Source organism: Aquabacterium sp. OR-4 (assembly GCF_025290835.2).
In the GTDB taxonomy this organism is placed as follows: Bacteria; Pseudomonadota; Gammaproteobacteria; order Burkholderiales; family Burkholderiaceae_C; genus Pseudaquabacterium.
This window is the reverse complement of the sequence record NZ_JAOCQD020000001.1, coordinates 2,395,105-2,420,425: the sequence shown is the minus strand read 5'-3', so window position 1 is coordinate 2,420,425 and position 25,321 is coordinate 2,395,105. Positions and strand designations below refer to the sequence as shown.

Below are 25,321 nucleotides of genomic sequence, written 5' to 3'. Positions count from 1 at the left end.
AACCCATGCAAGCCTTTACCGTGCACCAGGGCCTGGTGGCCCCGATGGACCGCGCCAATGTCGACACCGACGCGATCATCCCCAAGCAGTTCCTCAAGTCGATCGCGCGCGCGGGCTTCGGCCCCAACCTGTTCGACGAGTGGCGCTACCTCGACAAGGGCGAGCCCTGCCAGAACCCCGCCGAGCGCCGGCCCAACCCCGATTTCGTGCTCAACCAGCCGCGCTACGCCGGTGCCAGCGTGCTGCTGGCGCGCAAGAACTTCGGCTGCGGCTCGAGCCGCGAGCACGCGCCCTGGGCGCTGGAGCAATATGGCTTTCGCGCCATCATCGCGCCCAGCTTTGCCGACATCTTCTTCAACAACTGCTTCAAGAACGGCCTGCTGCCGATCGCGCTCGACGAGGCCGTGGTGGCTCGCCTGTTTGACGAAGTGGCGGCCTTCCCGGGCTACAGCCTCACGATTGACCTGCCGCGCCAGGTGATCGTCAAGGGCGATGGCAGCGAGATCCCGTTCGAGGTGCAGGCCTTCCGCAAGTACTGCCTGGTCAACGGCTTCGACGACATCGGCCTGACGCTGCGCCACGCCGACAAGATCAAGGCCTTCGAGGCCGAGCGCATTGCGCGCATGCCTTGGTTGGCGCAGAAGCTGGGTGGGTGATAGGTTTGGGCCGATGGTTTGCTGCAGTCTGAGCGATCGCGCCGGGCTGGGGTGACGCGCTTTACTCCGTGTCCCCCGGCCTGCGCTTCGCTCCGGCCTCCTCCTTTACCTGCGTAAAGCGCGCCACCCCACCCCGGCGCTAAGGAACGACCGCCGCATGCCAAGAACCTCGGCGCAGTGGGCAACGGTGCCAGGGCCGCGGACGCCGGGTGACCGGATTGCGCAGGTAAAGGAGGAGGGCGTCGCGCAGCGGCGCCCGGGGGACACGGAGCAATCCGGTCACCCGGCGGCCGCGGACCCCGCGCAAGCCGAAGCAAGCCAAGCCAAGCCAAGCCAAGCCAAGCCAAGCCAAGCCAAGCCAAACACCCCACCCCAGGCCACAATTTCAAGCAATACCGTAAAGAGAAGAGAGCAACCCATGAAGATCGCCATCCTCCCCGGTGACGGCATCGGCACTGAAATCATGGCCGAGGCCGTGAAGGTGCTGAACGTCCTCGACCTGAAGTTCGAAACCGAGACCGCCCTGGTGGGTGGTGCCGCGTACGACGCCCACGGCCACCCGCTGCCCGAGGCCACGCTGAACCTGGCCAAGAGCGCCGACGCCGTGCTGTTCGGCGCCGTGGGCGACTGGAAGTACGACAAGCTCGAGCGCCAGTTCCGGCCTGAGCAGGCCATCCTGGGCCTGCGCAAGCACCTGGGCCTGTTTGCCAACTTCCGCCCGGCCATCTGCTACCCGCAGCTCACCCATGCCAGCAGCCTGAAGCCCGAGCTGGTGGCGGGGCTCGACATCCTGATCATCCGCGAGCTCACTGGCGACATCTACTTCGGCCAGCCGCGCGGCCGCCGCGTGGCGGTGGATGGCCACTTCCCCGGGGCCGAGGAAGCCTTCGACACCATGCGCTACAGCCGGCCCGAGATCGAGCGCATCGCCCATGTGGCCTTCCAGGCCGCACGCAAGCGCAACAAGAAGGTCACCTCGGTCGACAAGGCCAATGTGCTGGAGACCTTCCAGTTCTGGAAGGACGTGGTCACCGAGGTGCATGCCCAGTACCCCGACGTGGCCCTCGACCACATGTACGTCGACAACGCGGCCATGCAGCTGGTCAAGGCGCCCAAGGCCTTTGACGTGGTGGTCACCGGCAACATGTTCGGCGACATCCTGTCCGACGAGGCCGCCATGCTCACCGGCAGCATCGGCATGCTGCCCTCGGCCAGCCTCGACAAGGCCAACAAGGGCCTGTACGAGCCCAGCCACGGCAGCGCGCCCGACATCGCCGGCAAGGGTGTGGCCAACCCGTTGGCTACAATCCTTTCCGCTGCCATGATGCTCCGCTACTCCCTCCACCAGCCCGACGCTGCCGCCCGGATCGAATCCGCGGTGCAGGCGGTGCTGTCGGCCGGTCTGCGCACCGGCGACATCTGGTCCGAGGGCACGCACAAGGTGGGCACCGTCGCCATGGGCGACGCCGTGGTTGCGGCAATTACCGGCAAAACCATTACCAAGAGCTAGCGCTCTCGGATCGTTTCGCCCACACCCTCCCTCTGGACCCTGGCGATTCGAGCCGGGAGAACCCAGGGTCTGGAGTTGACTGTTGAAAAGGTAATTGAGATGGCTTTGTCCAAGAACCCTCTCGTCGGCCTGGTCGGCTGGCGCGGCATGGTCGGATCGGTGCTGATGGACCGCATGCAGGCCGAGAACGACTTCGCGCTGATCGAGCCGCTGTTCTTCTCCACCAGCAACGCCGGTGGCGCTGCCCCGGCCCAGGCCAAGAACGAAACCACGCTGCAAAGCGGCTACGACATCGACGCGCTCAAGCGCTGCGAGGCCATCATCAGCTGCCAGGGCGGCGACTACACCAGCGAGGTGTACCCCAAGCTGCGCGCCGCCGGCTGGACCGGCCACTGGATCGACGCCGCCAGCACGCTGCGCATGGACCCCAAGGCCGTGATCGTGCTCGACCCGGTCAACATGCCGGTCATCCAGAGCAGCCTGGCGGCCGGTGGTCGCGACTGGATCGGCGGCAACTGCACCGTCAGCTGCATGCTGATGGGCGTGGGCGCGCTGTACAAGGCCGGCCTGGTGGAGTGGATGTCCACGCAAACCTACCAGGCCGCCAGCGGCGGTGGCGCCCAGCACATGCGCGAGCTGCTCACCCAGTACGGCACGCTGAACGCCGAGGTCAAGGCCCTGCTCGATGACCCCAAGAGCGCCATCCTCGAGATCGACCGCAAGGTCATCGCCAAGCAGCGCAGCCTGTCGGCCGCCGAGACCGCCAACTTCGGCGTGCCGCTGGGCGGCTCGCTGATCCCCTGGATCGACAAGGATCTGGGCATCGGCAAGGGCCGCGACGAGCCCGGCTGGGGCCAGTCCAAGGAAGAGTGGAAGGGCATGGCCGAGACCAACAAGATCCTCGGCCAGGGCGAAGGCTTCGGTTCGGCCGCGATCCCGGTCGACGGCTTCTGCGTGCGCGTGGGGGCGATGCGATGCCACAGCCAGGCGCTGACCTTCAAGCTGACGAAGGACGTGCCGGTGGCCGACCTCGAGGCCATGATCGCCGCCGACAACCCGTGGGTGAAGCTGGTGCCCAACACCCGCGAGGCCACGATCCAGGATCTGACGCCGGTGGCCGTCACCGGCACCATGACCATCCCCGTGGGCCGGGTGCGCAAGCTGGCGATGGGCCCCGCGTATGTGGGGGCCTTCACCATCGGCGACCAGCTGCTGTGGGGCGCTGCCGAGCCGCTGCGTCGCATGCTTCGCATCCTGATCGAGCGTTGATACTGGCGTGAACTGCCGGTAAATCACGCGTCAAGCGTGACGGCTGTCGTGTGACGGGTGGTTACCGGAGACGGGAACCACCCGTTGCCACATGGCAACATCGCAGGTTGTGCGCGGGAGGGCAACCGCCCGCGCACCCTCGAACGTCAGACAATGCATGAGCTTGTCAGCGTATCTGCCTGATGCTATTGTGGTTTCGCGCATCCGGGGTTGGGTTCGGGTGTCCGATCAGGGCCTGACAATCACCCCTGGCGGCGCTGCCGACTGGCAGTGCCCCGATGCTGTTGTGGAGATGCCTTGAACAACCGCCCCCTTTTCGCCGCCCGCACTGCGCTGGCCCTGGCTGCTGCGGCCGCCCTTGGTGCTGCGCCGCTCGACGCCATGGCCGTCGGCTTGGGGCGTTTGTCAGTGCAGTCTGCGCTTGGCGAAGGCATGCGCGCCGAGATCGACATCACCAGCCTGGCGCCCGAAGAAGCCGCCACGCTCACCGTGCGCGTGGCCTCGCCCGATGCCTACCGCACGGCCGGTGTCGACTACAACGCCGTGCTCGGCGGTGTGCAGGCCAGCGTGGTGCGCCGCGACGGCCGCGCCTTTGTGCGCCTGACCGGCGATCGCGCGGTGCAGGAGCCCTTCATCGAGGTGATCCTCGAGGTCAATTCCAGCGCCGGCCGCCTGGTGCGCGAATACACGCTGCTGTTCGATCCGCCCGGCAGCCGCAACGCCCCGCCGCCCGCGCCCGCCGCCGTGGCGCCGGTGATTGCCGCCGCGCCCCGCACGGCACCTGAGGCCGGCCAGGCCCCGGCCGGCCGTCCGGCGCCCGCTCCGCGCCAGGCCCCCGCACCGGTGGTCGAGCGTGCTGAGCGCGCTGAGCGTCCGCGCCCAGCGGCGCCTGCTCCGGTGGCCGCTGCCGCCCGCCCGCCCGCCATGCCGGCCGGCCCCGGCGCCGCCGAGCATGCGGTGCGCCCGGGAGAATCGCTCAGCCGCATCGCCTCGCGCAATGTGCCGGCCGGGGTGTCGCTCGACCAGATGCTGGCCGGCCTGTACCGTGCCAACCCCGACGCCTTCATCAAGGACAACATCAACCGCCTGCGCGCCGGATCGGTGCTGAAGCTGCCCACCGCCGAGGCGCTGCAAGGCATTCCGGTGGCCGAGGCGCGGCGCATCATCATGGCGCAGAGCGCCGATTTCGGTGCCTACCGCAGCCGCCTGGCGGCCGAGGCACCGCCGGCGCCGGCCCAGACCGCCCCCGCACGCCAGGCCCAGGGCAGCGTGCAGACCACGGTCGACGACCGCAAGCAGGCTGCCGCGCCCACGCCCGACAAGCTCAAGCTCAGCAGCGGTGCGGTCAAGGCCAACGCGCCCGAGGTGCAAGCCTCGCAATCCACCGAGCGCAAGGAAGCCGCCACCCGGGTGGCCGAGCTCACGCGCAACGTCGAAGACCTCAAGAAGCTGCAGCAGGGCACGGCACCGGCCGCCACAACGGCGCCCACCGTGCCGCCGGCCGCGGCACCGATGCCGGCACCCGTGGTGGCCCCGGCGTCCGCAGTGCTGCCCCCGGCACCGGCGCCCGCTGCGGTGGCCACGGCCCCGGCCAGCAGCGCCGCGCCGCTGCCGGTCACGGCCGCGCTGCCGGCCAGCAAGCCGCCGCTGCCGCTGCCCGATCCGCAGGCCGAGCTGGGTGGCGGGCTGATGGACAGCCTCACCGCCAAGCCCTGGCTGCTGCCGGGGCTGGGCGTGCTGGCTGTGGCGATTGCCGCACTGGTGGCCTGGCGCATGCGCCGCAGGCTCGACAAGGCCGGCTCGGAGACCTCGTTCCTCGAAAGCCGGATGCAGCCCGACTCGTTCTTCGGTGCCAGCGGCGGCCAGCGCGTCGACACGCGCGAAGCCTCGCCCAGCGGGGCCAGCTCGATGGGCTACTCGCTGAGCCAGCTCGATGCCATCGGTGACGTCGACCCGGTGGCCGAGGCCGATGTCTACCTGGCCTATGGCCGCGACCTGCAGGCCGAAGAAATCCTCAAGGAGGCGATGCGCGCCACGCCCGACCGGCTGGCGGTGCGCACCAAGCTGCTCGAGGTGTACGCCAAGCGCCGCGACACCAAGGGCTTCGAACTGCTGGCCACCCAGCTGTATGCGCTGACCAAGGGCATGGGCAACGACTGGTCGCGTGCCCAGGAGCTGGGCCTGCAGATCGACCCCGACAACCAGCTCTACCAGCCGGGCGGCCATCCCGAGGAGATCATCCTCGACGGCGAGCGCGTGGTTGTCGAGCCGCTGTCGGCCACCACCCAGCCGCATGCGCTGACCCACGGCCACAGCACGCTGTCGCCCGACGATCCGGCGGCCCAGCCCACGCAGCCGCACAGCGTCGACCTGGATCTCGACCTGGACCTCGACCTCGATCTCACCGGCCCGGGCGACCTGCCCACCCAGCCGGCCGAGATGACCCAGCCGCTGGCGCCCAGCCTGCAGCGCCCGTCCGACAACGGCCTTGATTTCGACTTCGGCACGCGCACCCAGGTGCCGCCGCGTGCACCGGCGCCCAGCCCGGCGCGGGCCGACCTCGATTTCGACTCGCTGTCGATGTCGCTCGACGAGCCGATGGACGAGCGCACGCAGACCATGGTGTCGGTGCGCAACAGCGGCACGCCGGGCTTCGGCGATTCGCGCCTCGATGCGCGCGACACCACGCCCACCGCGCCGGGCCACCTCGAGCACCTGCTGCCCGACGACGCCGATCCGCTGGCACGCAAGCTCGAGCTGGCCGAGGAGTTCCGCCAGATCGGTGATCTGGAAGGCGCCCGCGACCTGGTGGCAGAGGTGGTGGCCAAGGCCCAGGGCACGCTGCGCGCCAAGGCGCAGGCGATGCTCGACAGTCTCGGGTGAGTGCCGGCGTTCAGCGCATCGCGCTGGGCGTCGCCTACCGTGGCACCGCCTACCGGGGCTGGCAGAGTCAGCCGGGCGGTGGCACGGTGCAGGATGCACTCGAAGCGGCGCTCGGCCGCTTTGCCGATGTGCCGGTCAGCGTGGTGTGCGCCGGCCGCACCGACGCCGGTGTGCATGCCTTCAACCAGGTGGTGCACCTGGACAGCCCGGTGCAGCGCGAGCCCTTCTCGTGGCTGCGTGGCACCAACCGCTACCTGCCGCGCGACATCGGCCTGCAGTGGTGCCAGCCGGTGCCCGAGGACTTTCACGCGCGCTTTGCGGCCACCGGCCGGCGCTACCGCTACCTGCTGCTCGAATCGGCGCTGCGCCCGGCGCTTGAAACCGGCCAGGTCGGCTGGATCTTCCGGCCGCTCGATGGCCCGGCCATGCGCGCCGCGGCCGCGCACCTGATCGGCGAGCACGATTTTTCGTCCTTTCGCTCGGCCGAGTGCCAGGCCCGCAGCCCGGTGAAGACGCTGCGCGGCATCGCCATCCAGAGCCGCGGCGAGCCGGGCAGCCGCTACTGGCGCTTCGATTTCGACGGCTCGGCTTTTTTGCACCACATGGTGCGCAACATCATGGGCTGCCTGGTGGCGGTGGGCAGCGGCCGCCAGCCGCCCGACTGGCTGCTGGCGGTGCTGGCCGCGCGCCACCGCGATGCCGCGGCGCCCACCTTTGCGGCCGATGGGCTGTACTTTGCCGGCGCCGACTACGATGCGCGCTACGGCATCCCCACCCACACGCCGGCGATGGACTGGTTCCCATGACCCAACCTCTGACCCAACGCACCCGCATCAAGATCTGCGGTCTGACGCGCGAGGCCGATGTCGATGCCGCGGTGGCCAGTGGCGCCGATGCCATCGGCTTCGTGCTGTATGCCAAGAGCCCGCGGGCGGTGACGGTGGCGCGTGCCGCCGAGCTGGCGCGGCGCCTGCCGCCCTTCGTGGTGCCGGTGCTGCTGTTCGTCAATGCCGCGCCGGCCGAGGTGGCCGCGGCGGTGGCCGCCGTGCCCAACGCGCTGCTGCAGTTTCATGGCGACGAGAGCCCGGCCGACTGCGCGGCCGCGCAGCGCCCCTACCTGCGCGCCGCGCGCATGGCACCGGGCTTTGCTTTGCTAGACTTCGCCCTCGCCCATGCGAACGCAGCCGGCATCCTGCTCGACGCCCATGTCGAGGGCTACGGCGGCAGTGGAAAGTCCTTCGATTGGTCACTCGTACCTCCCAACGTCGCCCGTCCGGTCGTTTTGTCTGGTGGGTTGAATCCTGTAAGCGTGATCGATGGGATCTTGCAGGTGCGGCCCTGGGCGGTTGACGTCTCGTCTGGCGTCGAGCTTGCCAAGGGCCTGAAGGACGCGGCGCTGATGCGCCAGTTCTGCGAAGCGGTGCGCGAGGCCGATGCCCGCATCGCCGACGAAGCGGGCTGATCGCCCCGCCGCCATTCACCGGCGGCCGGGCCTCGCCCGAACCCTGAACCCGGCTGTGCCACCGCTGCGGCGGCGCACGGCCCATCGAATGCGGATCATCGACATGATCGACTACCAGCAACCCAATGCCCAAGGGCATTTCGGCCCGGTCAACGGGCTGAACTACGGCGGCAGCTTTGTGGCCGAAACCCTGGTGCATGCGCTCGACGAGCTCAATGCCGCCTACGCGCACTACCGCCAGGACCCGGAGTTCGTGGCCGAATTCCAGCGCGAGCTCAAGCACTTTGTCGGGCGGCCCAGTCCGATCTACCACGCGGCGCGTTTGTCGCGCGAGCTCGGCGGCGCGCAAATCCACCTCAAGCGCGAGGACCTCAATCACACCGGCGCGCACAAGGTCAACAACACCATCGGCCAGGCCCTGCTGGCCCGGCGCATGGGCAAGCCGCGCGTCATTGCCGAAACCGGCGCCGGCCAGCATGGCGTGGCCACCGCCACCATCTGCGCGCGCTACGGCATGGAGTGCGTGGTCTACATGGGCGCCGAGGACGTCAAGCGCCAGAGCCCCAATGTCTACCGCATGCACCTGCTGGGGGCCCGCGTGGTGCCGGTGGAAAGCGGCAGCAAGACGCTGAAGGACGCCCTCAACGAGGCGCTGCGCGACTGGGTGACCAACGTCGAGAACACCTTCTACATCATCGGCACCGTGGCCGGCCCGCACCCTTATCCGATGATGGTGCGCGACTTCCAGCGCGTGATCGGTGACGAGTGCCTGGTGCAGATGCCCGAGATGATCGGCCGCGCCGGCGCCCAGCCCGATGCGGTGATCGCCTGCGTGGGCGGCGGCAGCAATGCGATGGGCATCTTCTACCCCTACATCCAGCACGAAGGCGTGCGCCTGATCGGCGTGGAGGCGGCGGGGCAGGGCATCGAGACCGGCCGCCATGCGGCCAGCCTGAGCGCCGGCACGCCGGGTGTGCTGCACGGCAACCGCACCTACCTGCTGCAGGACGACAACGGCCAGATCATCGAGACGCACTCGGTCTCGGCCGGTCTCGACTACCCCGGCGTGGGCCCCGAGCATGCGTACCTGAAGGACATCGGCCGCGCCGAGTACGTGGGCATCACCGACGACGAGGCGCTGGCCGCCTTCCATCGCCTGTGCCGCACCGAGGGCATCATCCCGGCGCTCGAATCCAGCCATGCCATCGCCTACGCCATGAAGCTGGCCGCCACACTGCCGGCCGACAAGCACCTGCTGGTCAACCTGAGCGGCCGTGGCGACAAGGACATCGGCACCGTGGCCGACCTGTCGGGCGCCGAGTTCTACTGCCGGCCTTCGTGCCGGGGCCAGACCGTCAAGGGTGGCGCACCGACCGTGGAGATCCGCAAGTGAGCCGCATCGCAGCCGTTCTTTCCGCCCTGAAGGCGCAGGGTCGCCAGGCCCTGGTGCCGTACTTCTGCGCCGGCGATCCCTCGGCCGAGGCCACCGTGGCCGTGATGCACGCGCTGGCCGACGGTGGCGCCGACATCATCGAGCTGGGCGTGCCCTTCAGCGACCCGATGGCCGATGGCCCGGTGATCCAGCAGGCCAGCGAGCGCGCGCTGGCGCGCGGCATCGGCAGCGTGCAGGTGCTGGACTTCGTGCGCCAGTTCCGCACCAGCAACCTCAGCACGCCGGTGGTGCTGATGGGTTATGCCAACCCGGTGGAGCGCTACGACCAGAAGCACGGCCGCGGCGCCTTCATCCGCGACGCCGCGGCGGCGGGCGTGGACGGCCTGCTGATCGTCGACTACCCGCCCGAGGAATGCGAGGCCTTTGCGGCGGAACTCAAGGCGGCCGGCCTCGATCTGATCTTTCTGCTGGCGCCTACCAGCACGGCAGCGCGCATGGCCCAGGTGGGCCGCATCGCCACCGGCTATGTGTACTACGTGTCGCTGAAGGGCGTGACCGGTGCCGGCCACCTCGACACCAGTGCTGTGGCTGAGGCTGTGCCACGGATTCGCGCGCATGTCAAGGTTCCAGTTGGGGTAGGCTTCGGCATTCGTGACGCAGTCACGGCCCGGGCAGTGGCCCAGGTCGCCGACGCGGTGGTCATCGGCTCGCGCCTGGTTCAGCTGCTGAACGAGGCACCCGGCGAGCAGGTGGCCAGCGTGGCGCGCGGCTACATGGCCGAGATTCGCGCCGCACTGGATGCCCGGTAGGCCCGCCTGCCGGCAATGATGATGATGAAGGAGTGCACCGCATGAGTTGGCTGGAGAAATTGCTGCCGCCCAAGATCCAGCAGACCGATCCGACCGAGCGCCGCTCGGTGCCGGAAGGCCTGTGGGTCAAGTGCCCGTCCTGCGACACGGTGCTTTACAACACCGACCTGGCCAAGAACCTCAACGTCTGCCCCAAGTGCAGCCACCACCACCGCATCGGCGCGCGCGCGCGGCTCGATGCCTTTCTCGATGCCGAAGGGCGCTTCGAGATCGGCCAGGAGGTGGTGCCGGTCGATCCGCTGAAGTTCAAGGACAGCCGCAAGTACCCCGAGCGCCTGAAAGACGCGCTGGAGAGCACCGGCGAGACCGATGCGCTGATCGTCATTGGCGGCGCGGTGATGAGCGTGCCGCTGGTGGCCGCCTGCTTCGAGTTCGACTTCATGGGCGGCTCGATGGGTTCGGTGGTGGGTGAGCGCTTCGTGCGCGGCGTCGAGGCCGCCATCGAGCAGAAGGTGCCCTTCGTGTGCTTCACCGCCACCGGCGGTGCGCGCATGCAGGAGGGCCTGTTCAGCCTGCTGCAGATGGCCAAGACCAATGCCGCGCTGACCCATCTGGCCAAGGCCAAGCTGCCCTACATCAGCGTGCTCACCGATCCCACCATGGGCGGCGTGTCGGCCAGCTTCGCCTTCGTGGGTGATGTGGTGATCGCCGAGCCCAAGGCCCTGGTCGGCTTTGCCGGCCCGCGCGTGATCGAGAACACCGTGCGCGAGAAGCTGCCCGAGGGCTTCCAGCGCGCCGAGTTCCTGGTGCAGAAGGGCGCCGTCGACCAGATCGTCGACCGCCGCCAGCTGCGCGCCGCCATCGCCTCGATGCTGGCCATGCTGCAGCGCCAGAGCGCCGACGCGGTGGCCTGAGGCTCACCCATCCCCCTGCCAGCGTCGGGCCCTGCGGGGCCCGATCTGCTTTGAGACCCCTGTCATGACCCTGCCCACCAACCTGCCGGACTGGCTGGCCCATTGCGCCGCGCTGCACCCGAAGACGATGGACCTGTCGCTCGAGCGCACCGCCGAGGTGGCGCGCCGGCTCGGCATCGGCTTCAAGGTGCCGCTGATCAGCGTGGCCGGCACCAATGGCAAGGGCAGCACCTGCGCCATGCTGGAGTCGATCGCGCGCCACGCCGGCTACCGGGTGGGCCTGTACCAGAAGCCCGAGCTGGTGCACTTCGAGGAGCGCTGCCGCATCGGTGGCGAGGCGGTGGCGGCCGACGAGTTGGTGCCGCATTTCGCGGCGGTGGAGGCGGCGCGGGGCGACCTGCAGCTCACCCAGTTCGAGTTCAGCACCCTGGCCATCGCGCGCCTGCTGTCGCTGGCCGAGCTCGACCTGGTGATCCTCGAGGTGGGCCTGGGCGGTCGTTTCGATTCGGTCAACGCCTTCGATGCCGACGTGGCGGTGATCACCAGCATCGCGCTCGACCACACCGAGTGGCTGGGCGACACGCGCGAGGCCATTGGCTTCGAGAAGGCCGGCATCATGCGAGCCGGCCGCCCGGTGGTGGTGGGTGACCCCGAGCCGCCGCAAAGCGTGCTGGATCACGCCCTGAGCCTGGGCGCCGACCTGTGGCTGCACGGGCGCGACTTCAACCTCTCGGGCGACCGCCAGCAATGGGGCTGGAACGGCCGCGGCCGCCGCTACAGCGGCCTGGCCTACCCGGCGCTGCGTGGCGCCAACCAGTTGCTCAATGCGGCCAGCGCGCTGGCCGCACTGGAGGCCTTGCGCGAGCGCCTGCCGATCAATGCGCAGGCGGTGCGCCAGGGCCTGGCCATGGTCGAGCTGCCCGGGCGTTTTCAGATCGTGCCCGGCGAGCCGGCCCTGGTGCTGGATGTGGCGCACAACCCGCAGGCCGTGGCCGCGCTGGCGCTCAACCTCGACCAGATGGGCTTTTATCCGCGCACCCATGCGGTGTTTGGCGCCATGCGCGACAAGGACATCGCCACGCTGCTGGCCCGCATCGCGCCCCTGGTGGACGTGTGGCATGTCACCGACCTGCCGCCACCGCGCGCCGCCACCGCGGCCGAGCTGGCCCAGGCCGTGACCAGCGCCAGCGCCGGCCGTCCGGTAGTGGTGCACATGCACAGCCAACCGGCCCAGGCACTGGCGGCGGCGGCGGCCAGCGCAGACCCGACTGATAGAATCGTCGTCTTCGGCTCGTTCTACACCGTGGGTGGCGTGTTGAAGGACGGCTTGCCCCGATTGGCGGCCCGGCACCTGGGCTGACCGCATCGGTGGATCGGGCCGCAGGCGTCGGCCCGACCACCCGACCCGGGCAGGTCCGGCCCTTCGGCGCGCCCTCGCGACCCCCGCCCCGCATGGGTCTGCTCGACATCTTCCAGCGCAAGACTGAGGCCCCGCCCGACGGTGCGCCCGCCCCCGATGCCGTGGCTGCCGCGCGCACGCGCGCCCGCCGCCGCCTGATTGGCGCCACGGTGCTGCTCGCGGCCGGCATCATCGGCTTTCCACTGCTGTTCGAGACGCAGCCCCGGCCGGTGCCGGTGGATGTGCCGATCGAGATCCCGCAAAAGGACAAGCTGCCGCCGCTGGTGCTGTCACCGGCGCCCGGTGCGTCGACCGTGGCTGCCGCACCGGCCGAGCCGCCACCCGACCGGCCCGACCGGCCGGGTGACAAGCCTGCCAGCCCGGCGCCCGAGCTGATCACCGAACGCGCCAGCGACCAGGGTCGCGAAGTGCTGCCCAAGCCCGCCGCCGGCGAGACCGGCGCCGCCGCCGCAGTGGCGGCCAGCGCGGCACGTGCCGGTGCCGGTGCCGCTGCTGCAGCCGGTGCCAGCAAGCCGGCGCCGCGGCCGGCCGAGAAAACCGCAGAAAAAATCGCCGAGAGAGCCGCCGAGAAGGCCACTGAGAAATCGGCGGAGCGGCCGGCCGACAAGTCAACCGAGAAGGCTGCCGAGAAGGTCGCCGAGGCCCAGCGCGCCCAGGCGCTGCTGGAGGGCAAGCCGGCCAGCGCGGCAGCGTCGGCCAGCGCCGCCGGTGCGGCGCGCCTGGTGGTGCAGGTGGGCGCCTATACCGACGCCGCCAAGCTGCGCGAGGCCCGCTCCAAGGTCGAGAAGCTGGGCCTGAAGTCGTACACCCAGGTGGTCGAGGCCGATGGGGGGCCGCGCACCCGGGTGCGGGTCGGGCCGTTTCCCAGCAAGGCCGAGGCCGACAAGGCGGCGGCCAGGCTGCGCGCGGCCGGGCTGCCGGCGGCCATCCTCACGCTGTGATTGCAGGCCATGGCGGCGCTGGGCTGGGTCGACTGGGCGCTGCTGGCGGTGCTGGGCGTGTCGGTGCTGGTGGGCCTGTGGCGCGGTCTGGTGTACGAGTTGATGTCGCTGGTGGGCTGGCTGGTGGCCTATGTGGCGGCGCAGCTGTGGTCGGGCGCCGTGGCCCCGCATCTGCCCTTTGGCACGCCCGGCTCGGCGCTGCAGCAGGGCCTGGCCTTTGCGATCACCTTCGTGGCCACGCTGCTGGCCTGGGCGCTGTTGGCGCGGCTGGTGCGCCTGCTGATCCAGGCCACGCCGCTGACCCTGATCGACCGCACGCTGGGCGCCGGCTTCGGCCTGCTGCGCGGCGGCGTGCTGCTGCTGGCCCTGGCCACCGTGGTGGCGCTCACGCCCGCGGTGCGCTCGCCGGCCTGGCAGGCCTCGCAGGGGGCCGAATGGCTGGCCGTGCTGCTGCAGGGGCTGCGCCCGGTGCTGCCCGAGGCCGTGGCCCGGCACCTGCCCGAGCCACCCGGCGGCATGCCCCGACACCGCACCGATTGATCGCCCGCTTGCGCCCCGGCCCGGCGGCCTCCACATTCCGTTCTTCGACTCTCAGGATCCATCCACCATGTGCGGCATCGTCGGCGTCATCTCGCGCTCGCCCGTCAACCAGCTGATCTACGACGCGCTGCTGCTGCTGCAGCACCGCGGCCAGGACGCAGCGGGCATCGTCACCATGCTGGGCACGCAGTGCCTCATGCACAAGGCCCGCGGCATGGTGCGCGACGTGTTCCGCACGCGCAACATGCGCGCGCTGCCCGGCAATGTGGGCCTGGGCCAGGTGCGTTACCCCACGGCCGGCAATGCCTTCAACGAGGAAGAGGCCCAGCCCTTCTACGTCAACGCGCCCTACGGCATCGTGCTGGTGCACAACGGCAACCTGACCAACGCCCATGCGCTGAAGCAGGAGCTGTTCGATGTGGATCGCCGCCACATCAACACCGCCAGCGACACCGAGGTGCTGATCAATGTGCTGGCGCACGAGATGGAGCTGGCCGGCCGCAGCGTGCCGCTGACGCCCGAGCTGATCTTCCGCGCCGTGGCCGGCGTGCACAAGCGCATCCGCGGCTCGTACGCGGTGATCGCGCTGATCGCCGGCCATGGTCTGCTGGCATTCCGCGATCCCTACGGCATCCGCCCGCTGGTGTATGGCGAGATCCGGCGGCCCGACGGCGGCGCCGAGGTGATGGTGGCCAGCGAGACCGTGGCGCTGGAAGGCACCGGCCACCAGGTGGTGCGCGACGTGGCGCCCGGCGAGGCCATCTTCATCGACCTGGACGGCGAGGTGCACGCGCAGCAGTGCGCTGAAAAGCCGGTGCTCAACCCCTGCCTGTTCGAGTACGTGTACCTGGCGCGGCCCGATTCGGTGATCGACGGCATCTCGGTCTACCAGGCGCGGCTGAACATGGGCGAGACCCTGGCCCAGCGCGTGATCAACGCCATGCCGCCCAGCGAGATCGACGTGGTGGTCCCGATCCCCGAGAGCAGCCGGCCCAGCGCCATGCAGCTGGCGCAGAAGATCGGCAAACCCTACCGCGAGGGCTTCGTCAAGAACCGCTACGTCGGCCGCACCTTCATCATGCCCGGCCAGGGCATGCGCAAGAAAAGCGTGCGCCAGAAGCTCAACGCCATCGCCAGCGAGTTCAAGGGCCGCAACGTGCTGCTGGTGGACGACTCCATCGTGCGCGGCACCACCAGCAAGGAGATCGTGCAGATGGCGCGCGAGGCCGGTGCACGCAAGGTGTTCATGGCCAGTGCCGCGCCGCCCGTGCGTTATCCCAATGTGTACGGCATCGACATGCCCACCAAGGAAGAGCTGATCGCCCACGGCCGCACCACCGAGGAGATCCGCGCCTACATCGGGGCCGACGCGCTGATCTACCAAGACCTGGACATGATGCAGCGCGTGGTGCGCCAGCTCAACCCGGCGATCACCGGCTTCGAGGCCAGCTGCTTTGATGGCCGCTACATCACCGGCGATGTGAGTGCCGCTGATTTCGACGCCATCTCCACCCAGCGCGCCGCCGCGCGCCAGGACGACGAGGACGGTCCGGCGCGCAGCCGCCTCACCTTGCAAAACCGCAGCGAGCCCTGAGCATGAGTGATCGACCCGACGGCCCCGCGTCCGAGGCCGCCCGCATCGCCCGCGCCCGGCTGCCCGAGGGCCTGCGCCCCGAGACCCTGGCCGTGCGCACTGCCATGGCGCCCAGTCAGCATGGCGAGAACTCCGAGGCCTTGTTCCTCACCACCGCGTTCGTACAGCCCGATTCCGAAACCTCGGCTCGGCGCTTCGCGAACACCGAGGACTTCACCTACGGGCGCACCAGCAACCCCACGGTGCGCAGCTTCGAGCAGCGCCTGGCGGCGATGGAAGGGGCCGAAGGCGCCATTGCCACCTCCACCGGCATGAGCGCCATCCTGCTGCTGATCATGGGCCTGCTGAAGGCCGGTGACCATGTGGTGTGCTCGCGCTCGGTGTTCGGCTCCACGGTCGGCCTGTTTGCCAAGGAGTTCGGCAAGTTCGGCGTCGAGACCAGCTTCGTCGCGCAGACCGACCTGGCCGAGTGGCGCGCCGCCATCCGGCCCACCACCAAGCTGCTGTTCGCCGAGACGCCAACCAACCCGCTCACCGAGGTGTGCGACATCCGCGCGCTGGCCGACATGGCGCATGAGGCCGGCGCGCTGCTGACGGTGGACAACACCTTCTGCTCGCCGGCGCTGCAGCGCCCGCTGGCGCTGGGCGCCGACTTGGTGATGCATGCCGGCACCAAGTACCTCGACGGCCAGGGCCGGGTGATGGCCGGGGCGCTGTGCGGCGCCAACAAGCACATCGTCGAGGTGTTCGGGCCCACGCTGCGCGCCACCGGCGTGACGCTGGCGCCGTTCAATGCCTGGGTGCTGCTCAAGGGCATGGAGACGCTGCACCTGCGCATGAAGGCGCAGAGCGAGGCTGCGCTGGCCGTGGCGCGCTGGCTGGAAGCACATCCGGCCGTGGCGCGCGTGTACTACCCCGGCCTGACCTCGCACCCGCAACACGAACTGGCGATGCGTCAGCAGTCGGGGCAGGGCGGGGCCGTGGTGTCGTTCGACGTCAAGGCCGATTCACCCGAGGCCGCGCGCGCTGCCGCCTTCAAGGTCATCGACAGCACCCGCGTGCTGAGCATCGCCACCAACCTGGGCGACACCAAGTCGATCATCGCCCACCCGGCCACCAGCTCGCATTGCCGCCTCAGCGAGGCGCAGCGCCAGGCGGCCGGCATTGGCCAGGGCCTGGTGCGCCTGGCCGTGGGCCTGGAGCATGTGGACGACATCACCGACGACCTGCAGCGCGGGCTGTCGCAACTGGGTTCGTGAGATTCGAATGAGCACCTCCACCGTCCGCACCCGCATCGCCCCGTCGCCGACGGGCTTCCTGCACCTGGGCACGGCGCGCACCGCGCTGTACAGCTGGGCCTTCGCCCGCCACCACGGCGGCGAGTTCGTGCTGCGCATCGAAGACACCGACGTGGCCCGCTCCACCCAGGACTCGGTCGACCAGATCCTGGCCGCTATGGCCTGGCTGGGCCTGGGCCATGACGAAGGCCCGGTCTACCAGATGCAGCGGCTGGATCGCTACCAGCAGGTCATCGAGCAGATGATCGCCGCCGGCACCGCCTACCGCTGCTATGCCACGCCCGACGAGCTGGACGCCATGCGCGAGGCGCAGAAGGCTCGCGGCGAAAAAACCCGCTACGACGGCCGCTGGCGCCCGGCGCCGGGCAAGCCGCTGCCGGCCGTGCCCGCGGGCGTGAAGCCGGTGGTGCGCTTTGCCAACCCGGCGGATGGCGTCGTCACCTGGAACGATCTGGTCAAGGGCCCGATCAGCATCAGCAACACCGAGATCGACGACCTGATCATCCAGCGCCCGCCCGCCGACGACGCGCCCGAAGGCACGCCGGGTGTGCCGACCTACAACTTCGCCGTGGTGGTCGACGACTGGGACATGCGCATCACCCATGTCTTCCGCGGCGACGAGCACATCAACAACACGCCCTGGCAGATCAACATCTGGCGCGCCATGGCCGGCGGCACGCCGCTGCCGAACTACGGCCACTGCCCGATCATCCTGGGCGACGATGGCCTGAAGCTCAGCAAGCGCCGCGGCGCGGTCAGCGTCACCGCCTACGAGGACGCCGGCTACCTGCCCGAGGGCATGCTGAACTACCTGGCCCGCCTGGGCTGGAGCCATGGCGACGATGAACTGTTCAGCCTCGAACAGATGGTGCAGTGGTTCGACGGCAGCCACCTGGCCAAGAGCCCGGCGCAGTGGGATCCTGCCAAGCTGGCCTGGGTCAACGCCCAGCACCTGAAGGCTGCCGACGACAGCCGCCTGGCCGCCCTGGTGGCCGGCCAGCTGGGCAAGCGCGGCATCACCAGCGCCAACGCGGCCCTGGCCGACGGACGCCTGGCGGCGATGTGCGCGCTGTTCAAGGACCGCTGCAGCACCACGGTGGAACTGGCCGACTGGCTGGCCATGTACTTCGCCCCGGTGACACCCAGCGACGAGGAGCGTGCTGCGCACCTTGGCGATGTCATCCGTCCGGCGCTGGCCACGCTGGCCGCGCAGCTCGACACCGCCAGCTGGGACAAGGCCGGCATCGCCGCCGCGATGAAGGCCACGCTCGGCGCGCACGGCCTGAAGATGCCGCAACTGGCCATGCCGTTGCGGGTGCTGGTGTGCGGCCGCGCGCAGACGCCGTCGGTGGATGCGGTGCTGGCGCTGTTCGAAAAGAAAATTGTTGTCGAACGCTTGCAATGCTTTTAAGACCCGTGCTATAGTCATGGACTCGCTTGAACAGCAAAACGTTTGAAGCGAAACGCAGCAGCAAGGCGGCACGGCAGTCAAAAGCAGTGTGAAGCCAAAGCGCAGCGGGTCGCAGCAAAATGGGGGTATAGCTCAGCTGGGAGAGCGCTTGCATGGCATGCAAGAGGTCAGCGGTTCGATCCCGCTTACCTCCACCAACTTTCCTTCGGGATGTTGATGGCGCTGTTCAAACGATGTGAAGGTTTCAGTCCCCTTCGTCTAGAGGCCTAGGACACCACCCTTTCACGGTGATTACAGGGGTTCGAATCCCCTAGGGGACGCCAAGTCAGCGAAACGCCCGCAGTGTGCAAGCACTGCGGGCGTTTTCCTTTGGGGCTGCGCGGCAGCTCTGGCTTGGTGGCATCGGGGTTGCCAAGTTGTGCCTGGCCAGGCCCGGGCGGTGGCCTGCATCCGCCAGGGTCTGCACTGCGTAGCGTTCGGCGATGCGGGCATGATCCGCTTGCCCGTCCGCTGACCCACACCAGGCCCATGACCCTTGCCCAGACCGACCTGCATGCGTGGTCCGAACGCAGCCGCACGCTCGAGCGGCACCTGGCGCGCAGTGCGCTGGGCGACCGCCAGGCCTTTGCCGAGCTGTACCAGCTCACCTGCGGCCACCTGCTGGCCGTGATGTTGCGCATCCAGCGCGACCGCGCCATCGCCGAAGACCTGCTGCAGGAGGTCTACGTGGCGGTGTGGAAGGCGGCCGGCAGCTTTGATGCCCAGCGCGCGCAGCCGCTGACCTGGCTGACCCAGATTGCGCGCAACCGCGCCATCGACAGCCTGCGGCGGGCCCAGTCGCAGCCGGTGATGGAGTCGGCCCACCGCGGGCGCGACGATGGCGATGGTTTTGCCCCCGGCGACGCCTACGACCATGTGCCCGACGGCCGCCCCGGCCCGGCCGCGCTGCTGGAGCAGGCCAGCGACGCCCTGCAGTTGCAGCGCTGCATGACCCACCTGAGCGCCCAGCAGCGCCAGACCGTGGCGCTGACCTTCTTTGACGGCCTGTCGCACAGCGAGGTGGCCGATCACCTGAGCCAGCCCCTGGGCACGGTGAAAAGCTGGGCGCGCCGCGCCCTGCTGACCCTGCGCGCCTGCCTCGACCGCGCCAGCGGCCGCACGGCGGCGGCGCAAGACGCTGCGCAAGGGGCTTGAGCATGGACTACGGTCGACGTGATCTGGCCGACGCCCTGGCGGCCCAGTACGTGGCAGGCTCGCTGCGCGGCGCGGCGCGGCGGCGCTTCGAGGCGCTGATGCCGGGCCATCCGGCGCTGCGCACCGCGGTGGCGGCCTGGCAGCAGCGCCTGATGCCGCTCACCGGCGTGATTGCCCCGGTGCCGGTGCCGCCCGAGGTGTGGCGGCGCATCGAGCAACGCCTGTGGCCGCGGGCTGCACCGCAGGCCTGGTGGCAGCGGCTGGGCTGGTGGCGGGCGGCCACCGGCGTGGCCGCGGTGGCCAGTCTGTCGCTGGCGGTGCTGCTGCAGCAGCAGCCAGGGGCCGGTGACGCGCCGCCGGTGGTGGTGGTATTGCAGGCCACCGAGGCCGGCGCGCCCAGCACCACGCTGGTGGCCAGCGTCAGCGGCGATGGCCAGTCGATGGTGATGCGGCCGCTGCAGCCGGTGGCCCTGGCGGCCGACCGTGCGCTCGAGCTGTGGGCCGTGCCGCCGCAGGGCGCGCCCAGGTCACTGGGCCTGATCTCGGCGGCCGGCGTCACGGTGCTGCGGCGCGATCGCCTGCCGGCGTCGCTGCTGGATGCCGGCAAGACCGCGGCGCTGGCGGTGAGCGTGGAGCCCCCGGGCGGTTCGCCCACCGGGGCGCCAAGCGGGCCGGTGGTTTACGCCGGCAAGCTGCAGCTGTAGGCCAGGGCAGGACAGGCCAGGCCAGGCCAGGCCAGGCCAGGCCAGGCCTGGCCAGGCCTGGCCAGACGGGCCTGGCAGGGCGGGGCAGGGCAGGGCAGGCGGCCAGGTGGCCAGGTGGCGAGCCGGACGCCGGCCCCTGCCGGCGTTGGCGATGGCCCCCGCGATCAGCCGCGACGGCGGCGTGCCACCAGGCCCACCAGGGCCAGGCCGGCGGCCATCAAGGCATAGCTGCCTGGTTCGGGCACGGCGCTGACGGTCAGGCCCGACAGCGTGCCCTGGTACGAGCGCAGCAGCGTGGCCTGGCCGGTGCCGAGATCAATGCTGTACAGGCCGGTGGCCAGGCTGCTGTCGTCCAGGGTCAGCGCGGCATAGGCCATGCCGTTGCCGGCGATGTCGAAGCCGTTGGCCTTGAGCACATCGATGCCCAGCGCGCCCACATCGGTGAGGGTGGGCGTGTTGAAGGCGCTGCCGGCGCGGCGCAACATGTCGCTGCTGCTGTCGATGTAGTACAGCGCGGTGCTGGCCGGTGCCGGCGGCGCCAGCGGCATGCTGTTGGTGTAGGCCACCGCGCTGTAGCCGCTGGCGATCTTGTTGGCGGCATTGCCCACCACGCCGGTGTTGGCGTTGATGGCGAAGTTGTCGCCACTGCTGCTCACCAGGCGCAGCGAGGTGGCACCGCCGTAGTCGGCCACCGGATTGAAGTCGATGCCGTAGCCGCGCGAGCCATCGATCACGGCGGCCGACAGGTCGGCGCGCCAGGTGGCGGCGCCGGTGCCTGCGTTGATCGTGTAGAGCTTGCTGGCGGTGCTCACGGCGTAGAGCATGCCGTCGCTCGGGCGGGTGTCCACGCCCACCAGGCGCTCGCCGGGCAGGCTCAGGCCGGTGATGGCCATGCGCGTGTCGAGCATCGACACGGTGTCGATGCGTGCCATCTCGTTGGCGCTGGTCAGGCCCACCAGCGTGATGGCCTGGCTGGCCGAACTGGCCAGGATCAGGGCGCTGGCCGCGGCCAGCGTGGCCGGGCGGATTGAATGGAACGGGTTCATGCGAGGCTCCTTGGGTGACTCTGCCCACCCCCACCGGCGGGCAGTTACCCGCTGCATACGCGTGCGCTGCGCAGCGGATGCAGGCCCGCCCCCCGCAAACCGGGGGGGGGCGTGGGTGGCATCACCCGCGTGATGCGCCGGCCCTCGGCGCTCGGAGCCCCGCCCCTGGCGCCCGTTAGGCCATGCCTGCCCGGCCCCGCCCCGGCGCCGCCGCTCAGCCCGTGTTGCGCAACCCGGCAGCGATGCCGTTGATCGACAGGTGGATGCCGCGTTGCAGGCGCTCGTTGTCGGGCGCGCCGTCCTTGCGGCTGCGGTAGCGGCGCATCAGTTCCACCTGCAGGTGGTTCAGCGGGTCGAGGTAGGGAAAGCGGTGCTCGATCGAGCGCGCCAGCGTCGGGTTGCTCTGCAGGCGCTCGGCCTCGCCGGTGATCTGCGACAGCACGGCGGCGGTGCGCTCCCACTCGTCCTTGATGGCGGTGAAGATGCGCTTGCCCAGGCGCTTGTCCTCCACCAGCTCGACATAGCGCGCGGCGATGCGCAGATCGCTCTTGGCCAGCACCATGTCCATGTTGCTCAGCAGGGTGCGGAAGAACGGCCACTGGCGGTGCATCTTCTGCAGCAGCTCGAGCCGCTTGTCGGCCCCGGCGCCACCCTCGGTGCCCGCCAGAAAGGCCTCGACCGCTGAGCCAAAGCCGCACCAGCCCGGCAGCGCCACGCGGCACTGGCCCCAGCTGAAGCCCCAGGGAATGGCGCGCAGGTCTTCGATGGCGCGGGTGGCCTTGCGGCTGGCCGGCCGGCTGCCGATGTTGAGCTCGGCGATCTCGCGGATCGGCGTGGCCGAGAAGAAGTAGTCGGTGAATCCGGCGGTCTCGTAGACCAGCTTGCGGTAGGCGGCAAAGCTGGCGTCGCTGATCTGTGCCGCGGCCTCCAGAAACGCCTTGGGCGCGCCCGACTTCAGGCTGCCGCCCGGGTTGCTGCCCTGGCTGTTGCCGTGCAGCAGCGTGGCCTCCAGCGTGGCGGCCACCAGGGTTTCGAGGTTGCGGCGGCCGATCTCGGGGTGGGCGTACTTGCTGCCGATCACCTCGCCCTGCTCGGTCAGGCGGATCTGGCCGTTCACCGTGCCGGGCGGCTGGGCCAGGATGGCCTGGTAGCTGGGGCCGCCGCCGCGGCCCACCGTGCCGCCGCGGCCGTGGAACAGGCGCAGCGTGATGCCATGCTCGGCGCGCAGCGGCTCGAACAGCGCCACCAGCGCCAGCTCGGCGCGGTAGAGCTCCCAGTTGCTGGTGAAGAAGCCGCCGTCCTTGTTGCTGTCGCTGTAGCCCAGCATGATGTCCTGCTCGCCGCCGCTGGCGGTGATCAGCGCGGTGATGCCGGGCAGCGCGTAGTACTCGCGCATGATCGGCGCGGCCAGGCGCAGGTCGCCGATGGTCTCGAACAGCGGCACCACGATCAGCGCGCTGCGGGCATCGGCGCTGTCCAGCGTGCCGGTCATCAGCCCGCACTCCTTGAGCAGCAGCAGCAGCTCGAGCAGGTCGCTCACGCTTTCGGTGTGGCTGATGATGCAGTGGCGCAGCGCCTCGCGGCCGTAGCGCGCCAGCATCTCGCGCGCCGTCTCAAAGATCGCCAGCTCGCTGCGCGCGAGCTCGCCATAGGCCGCGCCGTGCACGCGCAGCGGCCGCGCGTCGTTCAGCAGCTGCAGCAGCAGCGTGCGCTTGGCGGCTTCGTCGAGAGCAGCGTAGTCGGGGTGCAGCCGCGCGGTGGCCAGCAGCTCGGCCAGCACGGCCTCGTGCTTGTCGCTGCTCTGGCGCAGGTCGAGCGTGGCCAGGTGAAAGCCGAACACCTGCACCGCGCGCATCAGCGGCGCCAGGCGCGGCGCCACCAGGGCCTGGGCATGGTGCGACTGCAGGCTGGCCTCGATGACGCGCAGGTCGGCCAGAAACCCCTCGGGGCTGGCATAGGGGTTCTGCGGCGGCACGGCGTGGCGCAGCGCCTCGGTGCCGGTGAGCTCGTGCAGGCTGGCGGCCAGGCGGGCGTAGATGCCGATCAGCGCGCGGCGGTAGGGCTCGTCCTCGCGGTGCGGGTTGCTGTCGGGCGAGGCGTCGGCCAGGGCCTTCATCGCCGGCGTCACGCCGGCCAGCATCTGGCTGATCGACAGCTCGGCGCCCAGCGCATGCACCTCGGTGAGGTAGAAGCGCAGCGCCACCTCGCTCTGCTTGGACAGCGCCATGCGCATCGTCTCGGCGGTGACGTTGGGGTTGCCGTCGCGGTCGCCGCCAATCCACTGGCCCATGCGCAGAAAGCTGGGCACGCTGTGGCCGTGCAGGTGCTGCTCGAGCTCGCGGTACAGGCGCGGAATCTGGCGCAGAAAGGTGCTCTGGTAGTAGCTGAGCGCGTTCTCGATCTCGTCGGACACGGTCAGCTTGGTGTAGCGCAGCATGCGCGTCTGCCACAGCTGGGTGACGCGGGCGCGCAGCAGGGCCTCGTTGTCGCTGCGCTCGCGCTCGGTGGGCAACTCGTCGCGCTGGCCCACCAGCTCGGCCACGGCGCGCTCGGCGTCGAGGATGCTCTTGCGCTGCACCTCGGTGGGGTGGGCGGTGAGCACCGGCGCGATGTAGGCGTTGGCCAGCATGTGCGCCACGTCGGCGGCACGGATGTCGGCGCGGTGCAGGCGCTCAAAGGTGACGGCCAGCGAGCCCTCCTGCAGGTGGCCTTGGGCGGAGTGGTGGGCGCGGCGCCGCACATGGTGGCGGTCTTCGGCAATGTTGGCCAGGTGCGAGAAATAGCTGAACGCGCGGATCACGCTCACCGTCTGGTCGGCCGACAGGTTCTTCAGCAGCCGGTCGAGCACGCGGCCGGCCGAGGCGTCCTTCTTCAGCCGGTAGGCCACCGACAGACGGCGCACCCGTTCGATCAGCTCGAAGGCCTCGGTGCCCTCTTGTTCGCGGATCACATCACCCAGGATGCGGCCGAGTAACCGAATATCCTCTACCAGCGGCTTGTTCTTCTCTACCGCGTCACCGGCATCGCCCCGCTTGCTGCTGGGATTGGCTTTCGGGCTGGTTTTTCTGGCGGCTGCGGCGCGTGGCATGAAGTGGCTCCGAGTTGCTCTGGTGATGTAACCAAATTACCCATCGTCAGGCGGGTCGCCGGATCGTACCAGCGCCTGCGCCGCGCGTGTGAGGCGCTGGCCGGCTGCGTGCAAGCCGCGTGCCCGTGGCCCTGCGCCCTGCCGCGCCAAAGCGGTGCGCGGCGATAATCCGGCCCACGATGACCCAGACCACCCTGATTGCCACCCGAGAAAGCCGCCTGGCCCTGTGGCAGGCCGAACATGTGCGCGCGCTGCTGGGCCAGCGTTTCGGCCTGGTGGTCGAGCTGCTGGGCATGACCACCCGCGGCGACCAGATCCTCGACCGCTCGCTCAGCAAGGTGGGCGGCAAGGGCCTGTTCGTCAAGGAGCTCGAGGTCGCGCTGGAGGAAGGCCGCGCCCATCTGGCCGTGCACTCGCTCAAGGATGTGCCGATGGAGCTGCCCGAAGGCTTCGTGCTGGCCGCGGTGCTCGAACGCGAGGACCCGCGCGACGCCTTCGTCTCCAGCCGCTATGCCAGCGTGGCCGAACTGCCGGCGGGCGCTGTGGTGGGCACCAGCAGCCTGCGCCGCGTGGTGCAACTGCTGAGCCTGCGGCCCGATCTGCGCATCGAGCCGCTGCGTGGCAACCTCGACACCCGGCTGCGCAAGCTTGATGAAGGCGGTTACGACGCCATCGTGCTGGCCGCCGCGGGCCTCAAGCGCCTGGGCCTGGCCGAGCGCATCCGCGCCAGTTTTGCCCCGACCGAGATGCTGCCGGCCGCCGGCCAGGGCGCACTGGGCATCGAGGTGCGTGCCGATGCCAGCACGCTGCGCGCCCAGCTGGCGCAGCTGAGCCACCAGCCCACCTGGCTGGCGGCGCATGCCGAGCGCGCGGTGTCGCGTGCACTGGGTGGCAGCTGCAGCATGCCGCTGGCCGCGCACGCGGTGTGGCAGGGCGATCGGCTGGTGCTCGATGCCGCGCTGGGCTCGGCCAGCCAGCCGGCCCGGCCGCTGCTGCGCACCCGGGTCGAGGCCCAGCCGCTGCAGGCGGCCGATGCCACGGCGGCCGCCACCACGCTGGGTGAACTGGCCGCGGCGCAGCTGCGCGGGCTGGGCGCCGAGGCCTATCTGGCGGCGCCGGCGGCCTGATGCGCGCTGATCCTCGCGGGCCAGGCGGTTGATCGCAGCGGCTGGCCGACGGCCACCGGTCA

The 25,321-nt window shown here is 70.1% G+C and carries 20 protein-coding genes and 2 tRNA genes; 20 read left to right on the top strand and 2 right to left on the bottom strand.

Annotated features, from left to right (window positions below; all coding sequences use genetic code 11):
* Positions 1–5: 5 nt before the first annotated feature.
* The 19 genes from leuD to N4G63_RS10365 all read left to right on the top strand — a co-directional run bounded on the left by leuD (position 6) and on the right by N4G63_RS10365 (position 19,998).
* Positions 6–656 carry a 3-isopropylmalate dehydratase small subunit gene (gene leuD, locus N4G63_RS10455; protein ID WP_314599649.1) on the top strand — a complete coding sequence of 217 codons (651 nt, stop codon included), beginning with the start codon at positions 6–8 and terminating at the stop codon, positions 654–656.
* Between the two features lie 418 nt (positions 657–1,074).
* Positions 1,075–2,166, top strand: a complete 1,092-nt coding sequence (gene leuB, locus N4G63_RS10450) for a 3-isopropylmalate dehydrogenase (RefSeq protein ID WP_260788352.1) — start codon at positions 1,075–1,077, stop codon at positions 2,164–2,166.
* Between the two features lie 99 nt (positions 2,167–2,265).
* Complete coding sequence (gene asd, locus N4G63_RS10445; protein ID WP_314599648.1) at positions 2,266–3,435, top strand: aspartate-semialdehyde dehydrogenase; 1,170 nt, start codon at positions 2,266–2,268, stop codon at positions 3,433–3,435.
* A 270-nt stretch (positions 3,436–3,705) separates the two neighbouring features.
* On the top strand, positions 3,706–6,318 hold the full coding sequence (locus N4G63_RS10440; protein WP_443112024.1) for a motility hub landmark protein FimV: 2,613 nt from the start codon (positions 3,706–3,708) through the stop codon (positions 6,316–6,318).
* Positions 6,315–7,124: a tRNA pseudouridine(38-40) synthase TruA gene (truA, locus tag N4G63_RS10435; protein ID WP_260788350.1), complete on the top strand. Its 810-nt coding sequence runs from the start codon at positions 6,315–6,317 to the stop codon at positions 7,122–7,124. The genes N4G63_RS10440 and truA overlap by 4 nt, the downstream gene beginning before the upstream one ends.
* On the top strand, positions 7,121–7,780 hold the full coding sequence (locus N4G63_RS10430) for a phosphoribosylanthranilate isomerase (RefSeq protein ID WP_260788349.1): 660 nt from the start codon (positions 7,121–7,123) through the stop codon (positions 7,778–7,780). Before truA ends, N4G63_RS10430 begins: the two co-directional genes overlap by 4 nt.
* A 103-nt stretch (positions 7,781–7,883) precedes the next feature.
* Positions 7,884–9,173 carry a tryptophan synthase subunit beta gene (trpB, locus tag N4G63_RS10425; protein ID WP_260788704.1) on the top strand — a complete coding sequence of 430 codons (1,290 nt, stop codon included), beginning with the start codon at positions 7,884–7,886 and terminating at the stop codon, positions 9,171–9,173.
* A complete protein-coding gene (trpA, locus tag N4G63_RS10420) occupies positions 9,170–9,982 on the top strand; it encodes a tryptophan synthase subunit alpha (RefSeq protein ID WP_260788347.1) in 813 nt (270 codons plus the stop codon). The genes trpB and trpA overlap by 4 nt, the downstream gene beginning before the upstream one ends.
* A gap of 41 nt (positions 9,983–10,023) precedes the next feature.
* Positions 10,024–10,896: an acetyl-CoA carboxylase, carboxyltransferase subunit beta gene (gene accD, locus N4G63_RS10415; RefSeq protein WP_260788344.1), complete on the top strand. Its 873-nt coding sequence runs from the start codon at positions 10,024–10,026 to the stop codon at positions 10,894–10,896.
* A gap of 64 nt (positions 10,897–10,960) precedes the next feature.
* A complete protein-coding gene (gene folC, locus N4G63_RS10410) occupies positions 10,961–12,256 on the top strand; it encodes a bifunctional tetrahydrofolate synthase/dihydrofolate synthase (protein WP_260788342.1) in 1,296 nt (431 codons plus the stop codon).
* Between the two features lie 92 nt (positions 12,257–12,348).
* Positions 12,349–13,257 carry an SPOR domain-containing protein gene (locus N4G63_RS10405; protein ID WP_260788340.1) on the top strand — a complete coding sequence of 303 codons (909 nt, stop codon included), beginning with the start codon at positions 12,349–12,351 and terminating at the stop codon, positions 13,255–13,257.
* 9 nt (positions 13,258–13,266) lie between these two features.
* Positions 13,267–13,797, top strand: a complete 531-nt coding sequence (locus N4G63_RS10400) for a CvpA family protein (protein ID WP_260788339.1) — start codon at positions 13,267–13,269, stop codon at positions 13,795–13,797.
* 67 nt (positions 13,798–13,864) lie between these two features.
* Positions 13,865–15,391, top strand: coding sequence for an amidophosphoribosyltransferase (gene purF, locus N4G63_RS10395; protein ID WP_314599647.1), 1,527 nt, complete (start codon positions 13,865–13,867; stop codon positions 15,389–15,391).
* 2 nt (positions 15,392–15,393) lie between these two features.
* The gene (locus N4G63_RS10390; protein WP_260788335.1) at positions 15,394–16,650 is read left to right on the top strand and encodes an O-succinylhomoserine sulfhydrylase; all 1,257 of its coding nucleotides are present in this window, start codon (positions 15,394–15,396) and stop codon (positions 16,648–16,650) included.
* A 7-nt stretch (positions 16,651–16,657) separates the two neighbouring features.
* On the top strand, positions 16,658–18,100 hold the full coding sequence (gene gltX, locus N4G63_RS10385; protein WP_260788332.1) for a glutamate--tRNA ligase: 1,443 nt from the start codon (positions 16,658–16,660) through the stop codon (positions 18,098–18,100).
* A 121-nt stretch (positions 18,101–18,221) separates the two neighbouring features.
* Positions 18,222–18,297, top strand: a tRNA-Ala gene (locus N4G63_RS10380).
* 50 nt (positions 18,298–18,347) lie between these two features.
* A tRNA-Glu gene (locus N4G63_RS10375) sits at positions 18,348–18,423 on the top strand.
* 205 nt (positions 18,424–18,628) lie between these two features.
* Positions 18,629–19,294, top strand: coding sequence for a sigma-70 family RNA polymerase sigma factor (locus N4G63_RS10370; protein ID WP_314599646.1), 666 nt, complete (start codon positions 18,629–18,631; stop codon positions 19,292–19,294).
* A gap of 2 nt (positions 19,295–19,296) precedes the next feature.
* Entirely contained in the window at positions 19,297–19,998 is a 702-nt protein-coding gene (locus N4G63_RS10365; protein ID WP_260788330.1) for an anti-sigma factor, read from the top strand.
* A 164-nt stretch (positions 19,999–20,162) separates the two neighbouring features.
* Here the strand turns inward: N4G63_RS10365 and N4G63_RS10360 are convergent, their stop codons facing one another.
* Positions 20,163–21,044: a DUF4394 domain-containing protein gene (locus tag N4G63_RS10360; protein ID WP_260788329.1), complete on the bottom strand. Its 882-nt coding sequence runs from the start codon at positions 21,042–21,044 to the stop codon at positions 20,163–20,165.
* 214 nt (positions 21,045–21,258) lie between these two features.
* Positions 21,259–24,132 (bottom strand): phosphoenolpyruvate carboxylase, encoded by a 2,874-nt coding sequence (gene ppc / locus N4G63_RS10355; protein WP_260788328.1) that lies wholly within the window; start codon positions 24,130–24,132, stop codon positions 21,259–21,261.
* A gap of 179 nt (positions 24,133–24,311) precedes the next feature.
* Here ppc and hemC point away from each other — a divergent pair, with 179 nt between their 5' ends.
* Positions 24,312–25,259: a hydroxymethylbilane synthase gene (gene hemC / locus N4G63_RS10350; protein ID WP_314599645.1), complete on the top strand. Its 948-nt coding sequence runs from the start codon at positions 24,312–24,314 to the stop codon at positions 25,257–25,259.
* The last annotated feature ends 62 nt before the right edge of the window (positions 25,260–25,321 follow it).

Bases quoted from the DNA above. Each gene is read 5' to 3' on its own strand.
- N4G63_RS10390 (WP_260788335.1), top strand. From the start codon at position 15,394: ATGAGTGATCGACCCGACGGCCCCGCGTCCGAGGCCGCCCGCATCGCC.
- accD (WP_260788344.1), top strand. From the start codon at position 10,024: ATGAGTTGGCTGGAGAAATTGCTGCCGCCCAAGATCCAGCAGACCGAT.
- N4G63_RS10400 (WP_260788339.1), top strand. From the start codon at position 13,267: ATGGCGGCGCTGGGCTGGGTCGACTGGGCGCTGCTGGCGGTGCTGGGC.
- N4G63_RS10360 (WP_260788329.1), bottom strand. From the start codon at position 21,044: ATGAACCCGTTCCATTCAATCCGCCCGGCCACGCTGGCCGCGGCCAGC.
- folC (WP_260788342.1), top strand. From the start codon at position 10,961: ATGACCCTGCCCACCAACCTGCCGGACTGGCTGGCCCATTGCGCCGCG.
- purF (WP_314599647.1), top strand. From the start codon at position 13,865: ATGTGCGGCATCGTCGGCGTCATCTCGCGCTCGCCCGTCAACCAGCTG.
- leuD (WP_314599649.1), top strand. From the start codon at position 6: ATGCAAGCCTTTACCGTGCACCAGGGCCTGGTGGCCCCGATGGACCGC.
- N4G63_RS10430 (WP_260788349.1), top strand. From the start codon at position 7,121: ATGACCCAACCTCTGACCCAACGCACCCGCATCAAGATCTGCGGTCTG.
- asd (WP_314599648.1), top strand. From the start codon at position 2,266: ATGGCTTTGTCCAAGAACCCTCTCGTCGGCCTGGTCGGCTGGCGCGGC.
- N4G63_RS10365 (WP_260788330.1), top strand. From the start codon at position 19,297: ATGGACTACGGTCGACGTGATCTGGCCGACGCCCTGGCGGCCCAGTAC.
- ppc (WP_260788328.1), bottom strand. From the start codon at position 24,132: ATGCCACGCGCCGCAGCCGCCAGAAAAACCAGCCCGAAAGCCAATCCC.
- hemC (WP_314599645.1), top strand. From the start codon at position 24,312: ATGACCCAGACCACCCTGATTGCCACCCGAGAAAGCCGCCTGGCCCTG.
- leuB (WP_260788352.1), top strand. From the start codon at position 1,075: ATGAAGATCGCCATCCTCCCCGGTGACGGCATCGGCACTGAAATCATG.
- N4G63_RS10370 (WP_314599646.1), top strand. From the start codon at position 18,629: ATGACCCTTGCCCAGACCGACCTGCATGCGTGGTCCGAACGCAGCCGC.
- N4G63_RS10405 (WP_260788340.1), top strand. From the start codon at position 12,349: ATGGGTCTGCTCGACATCTTCCAGCGCAAGACTGAGGCCCCGCCCGAC.
- trpB (WP_260788704.1), top strand. From the start codon at position 7,884: ATGATCGACTACCAGCAACCCAATGCCCAAGGGCATTTCGGCCCGGTC.
- gltX (WP_260788332.1), top strand. From the start codon at position 16,658: ATGAGCACCTCCACCGTCCGCACCCGCATCGCCCCGTCGCCGACGGGC.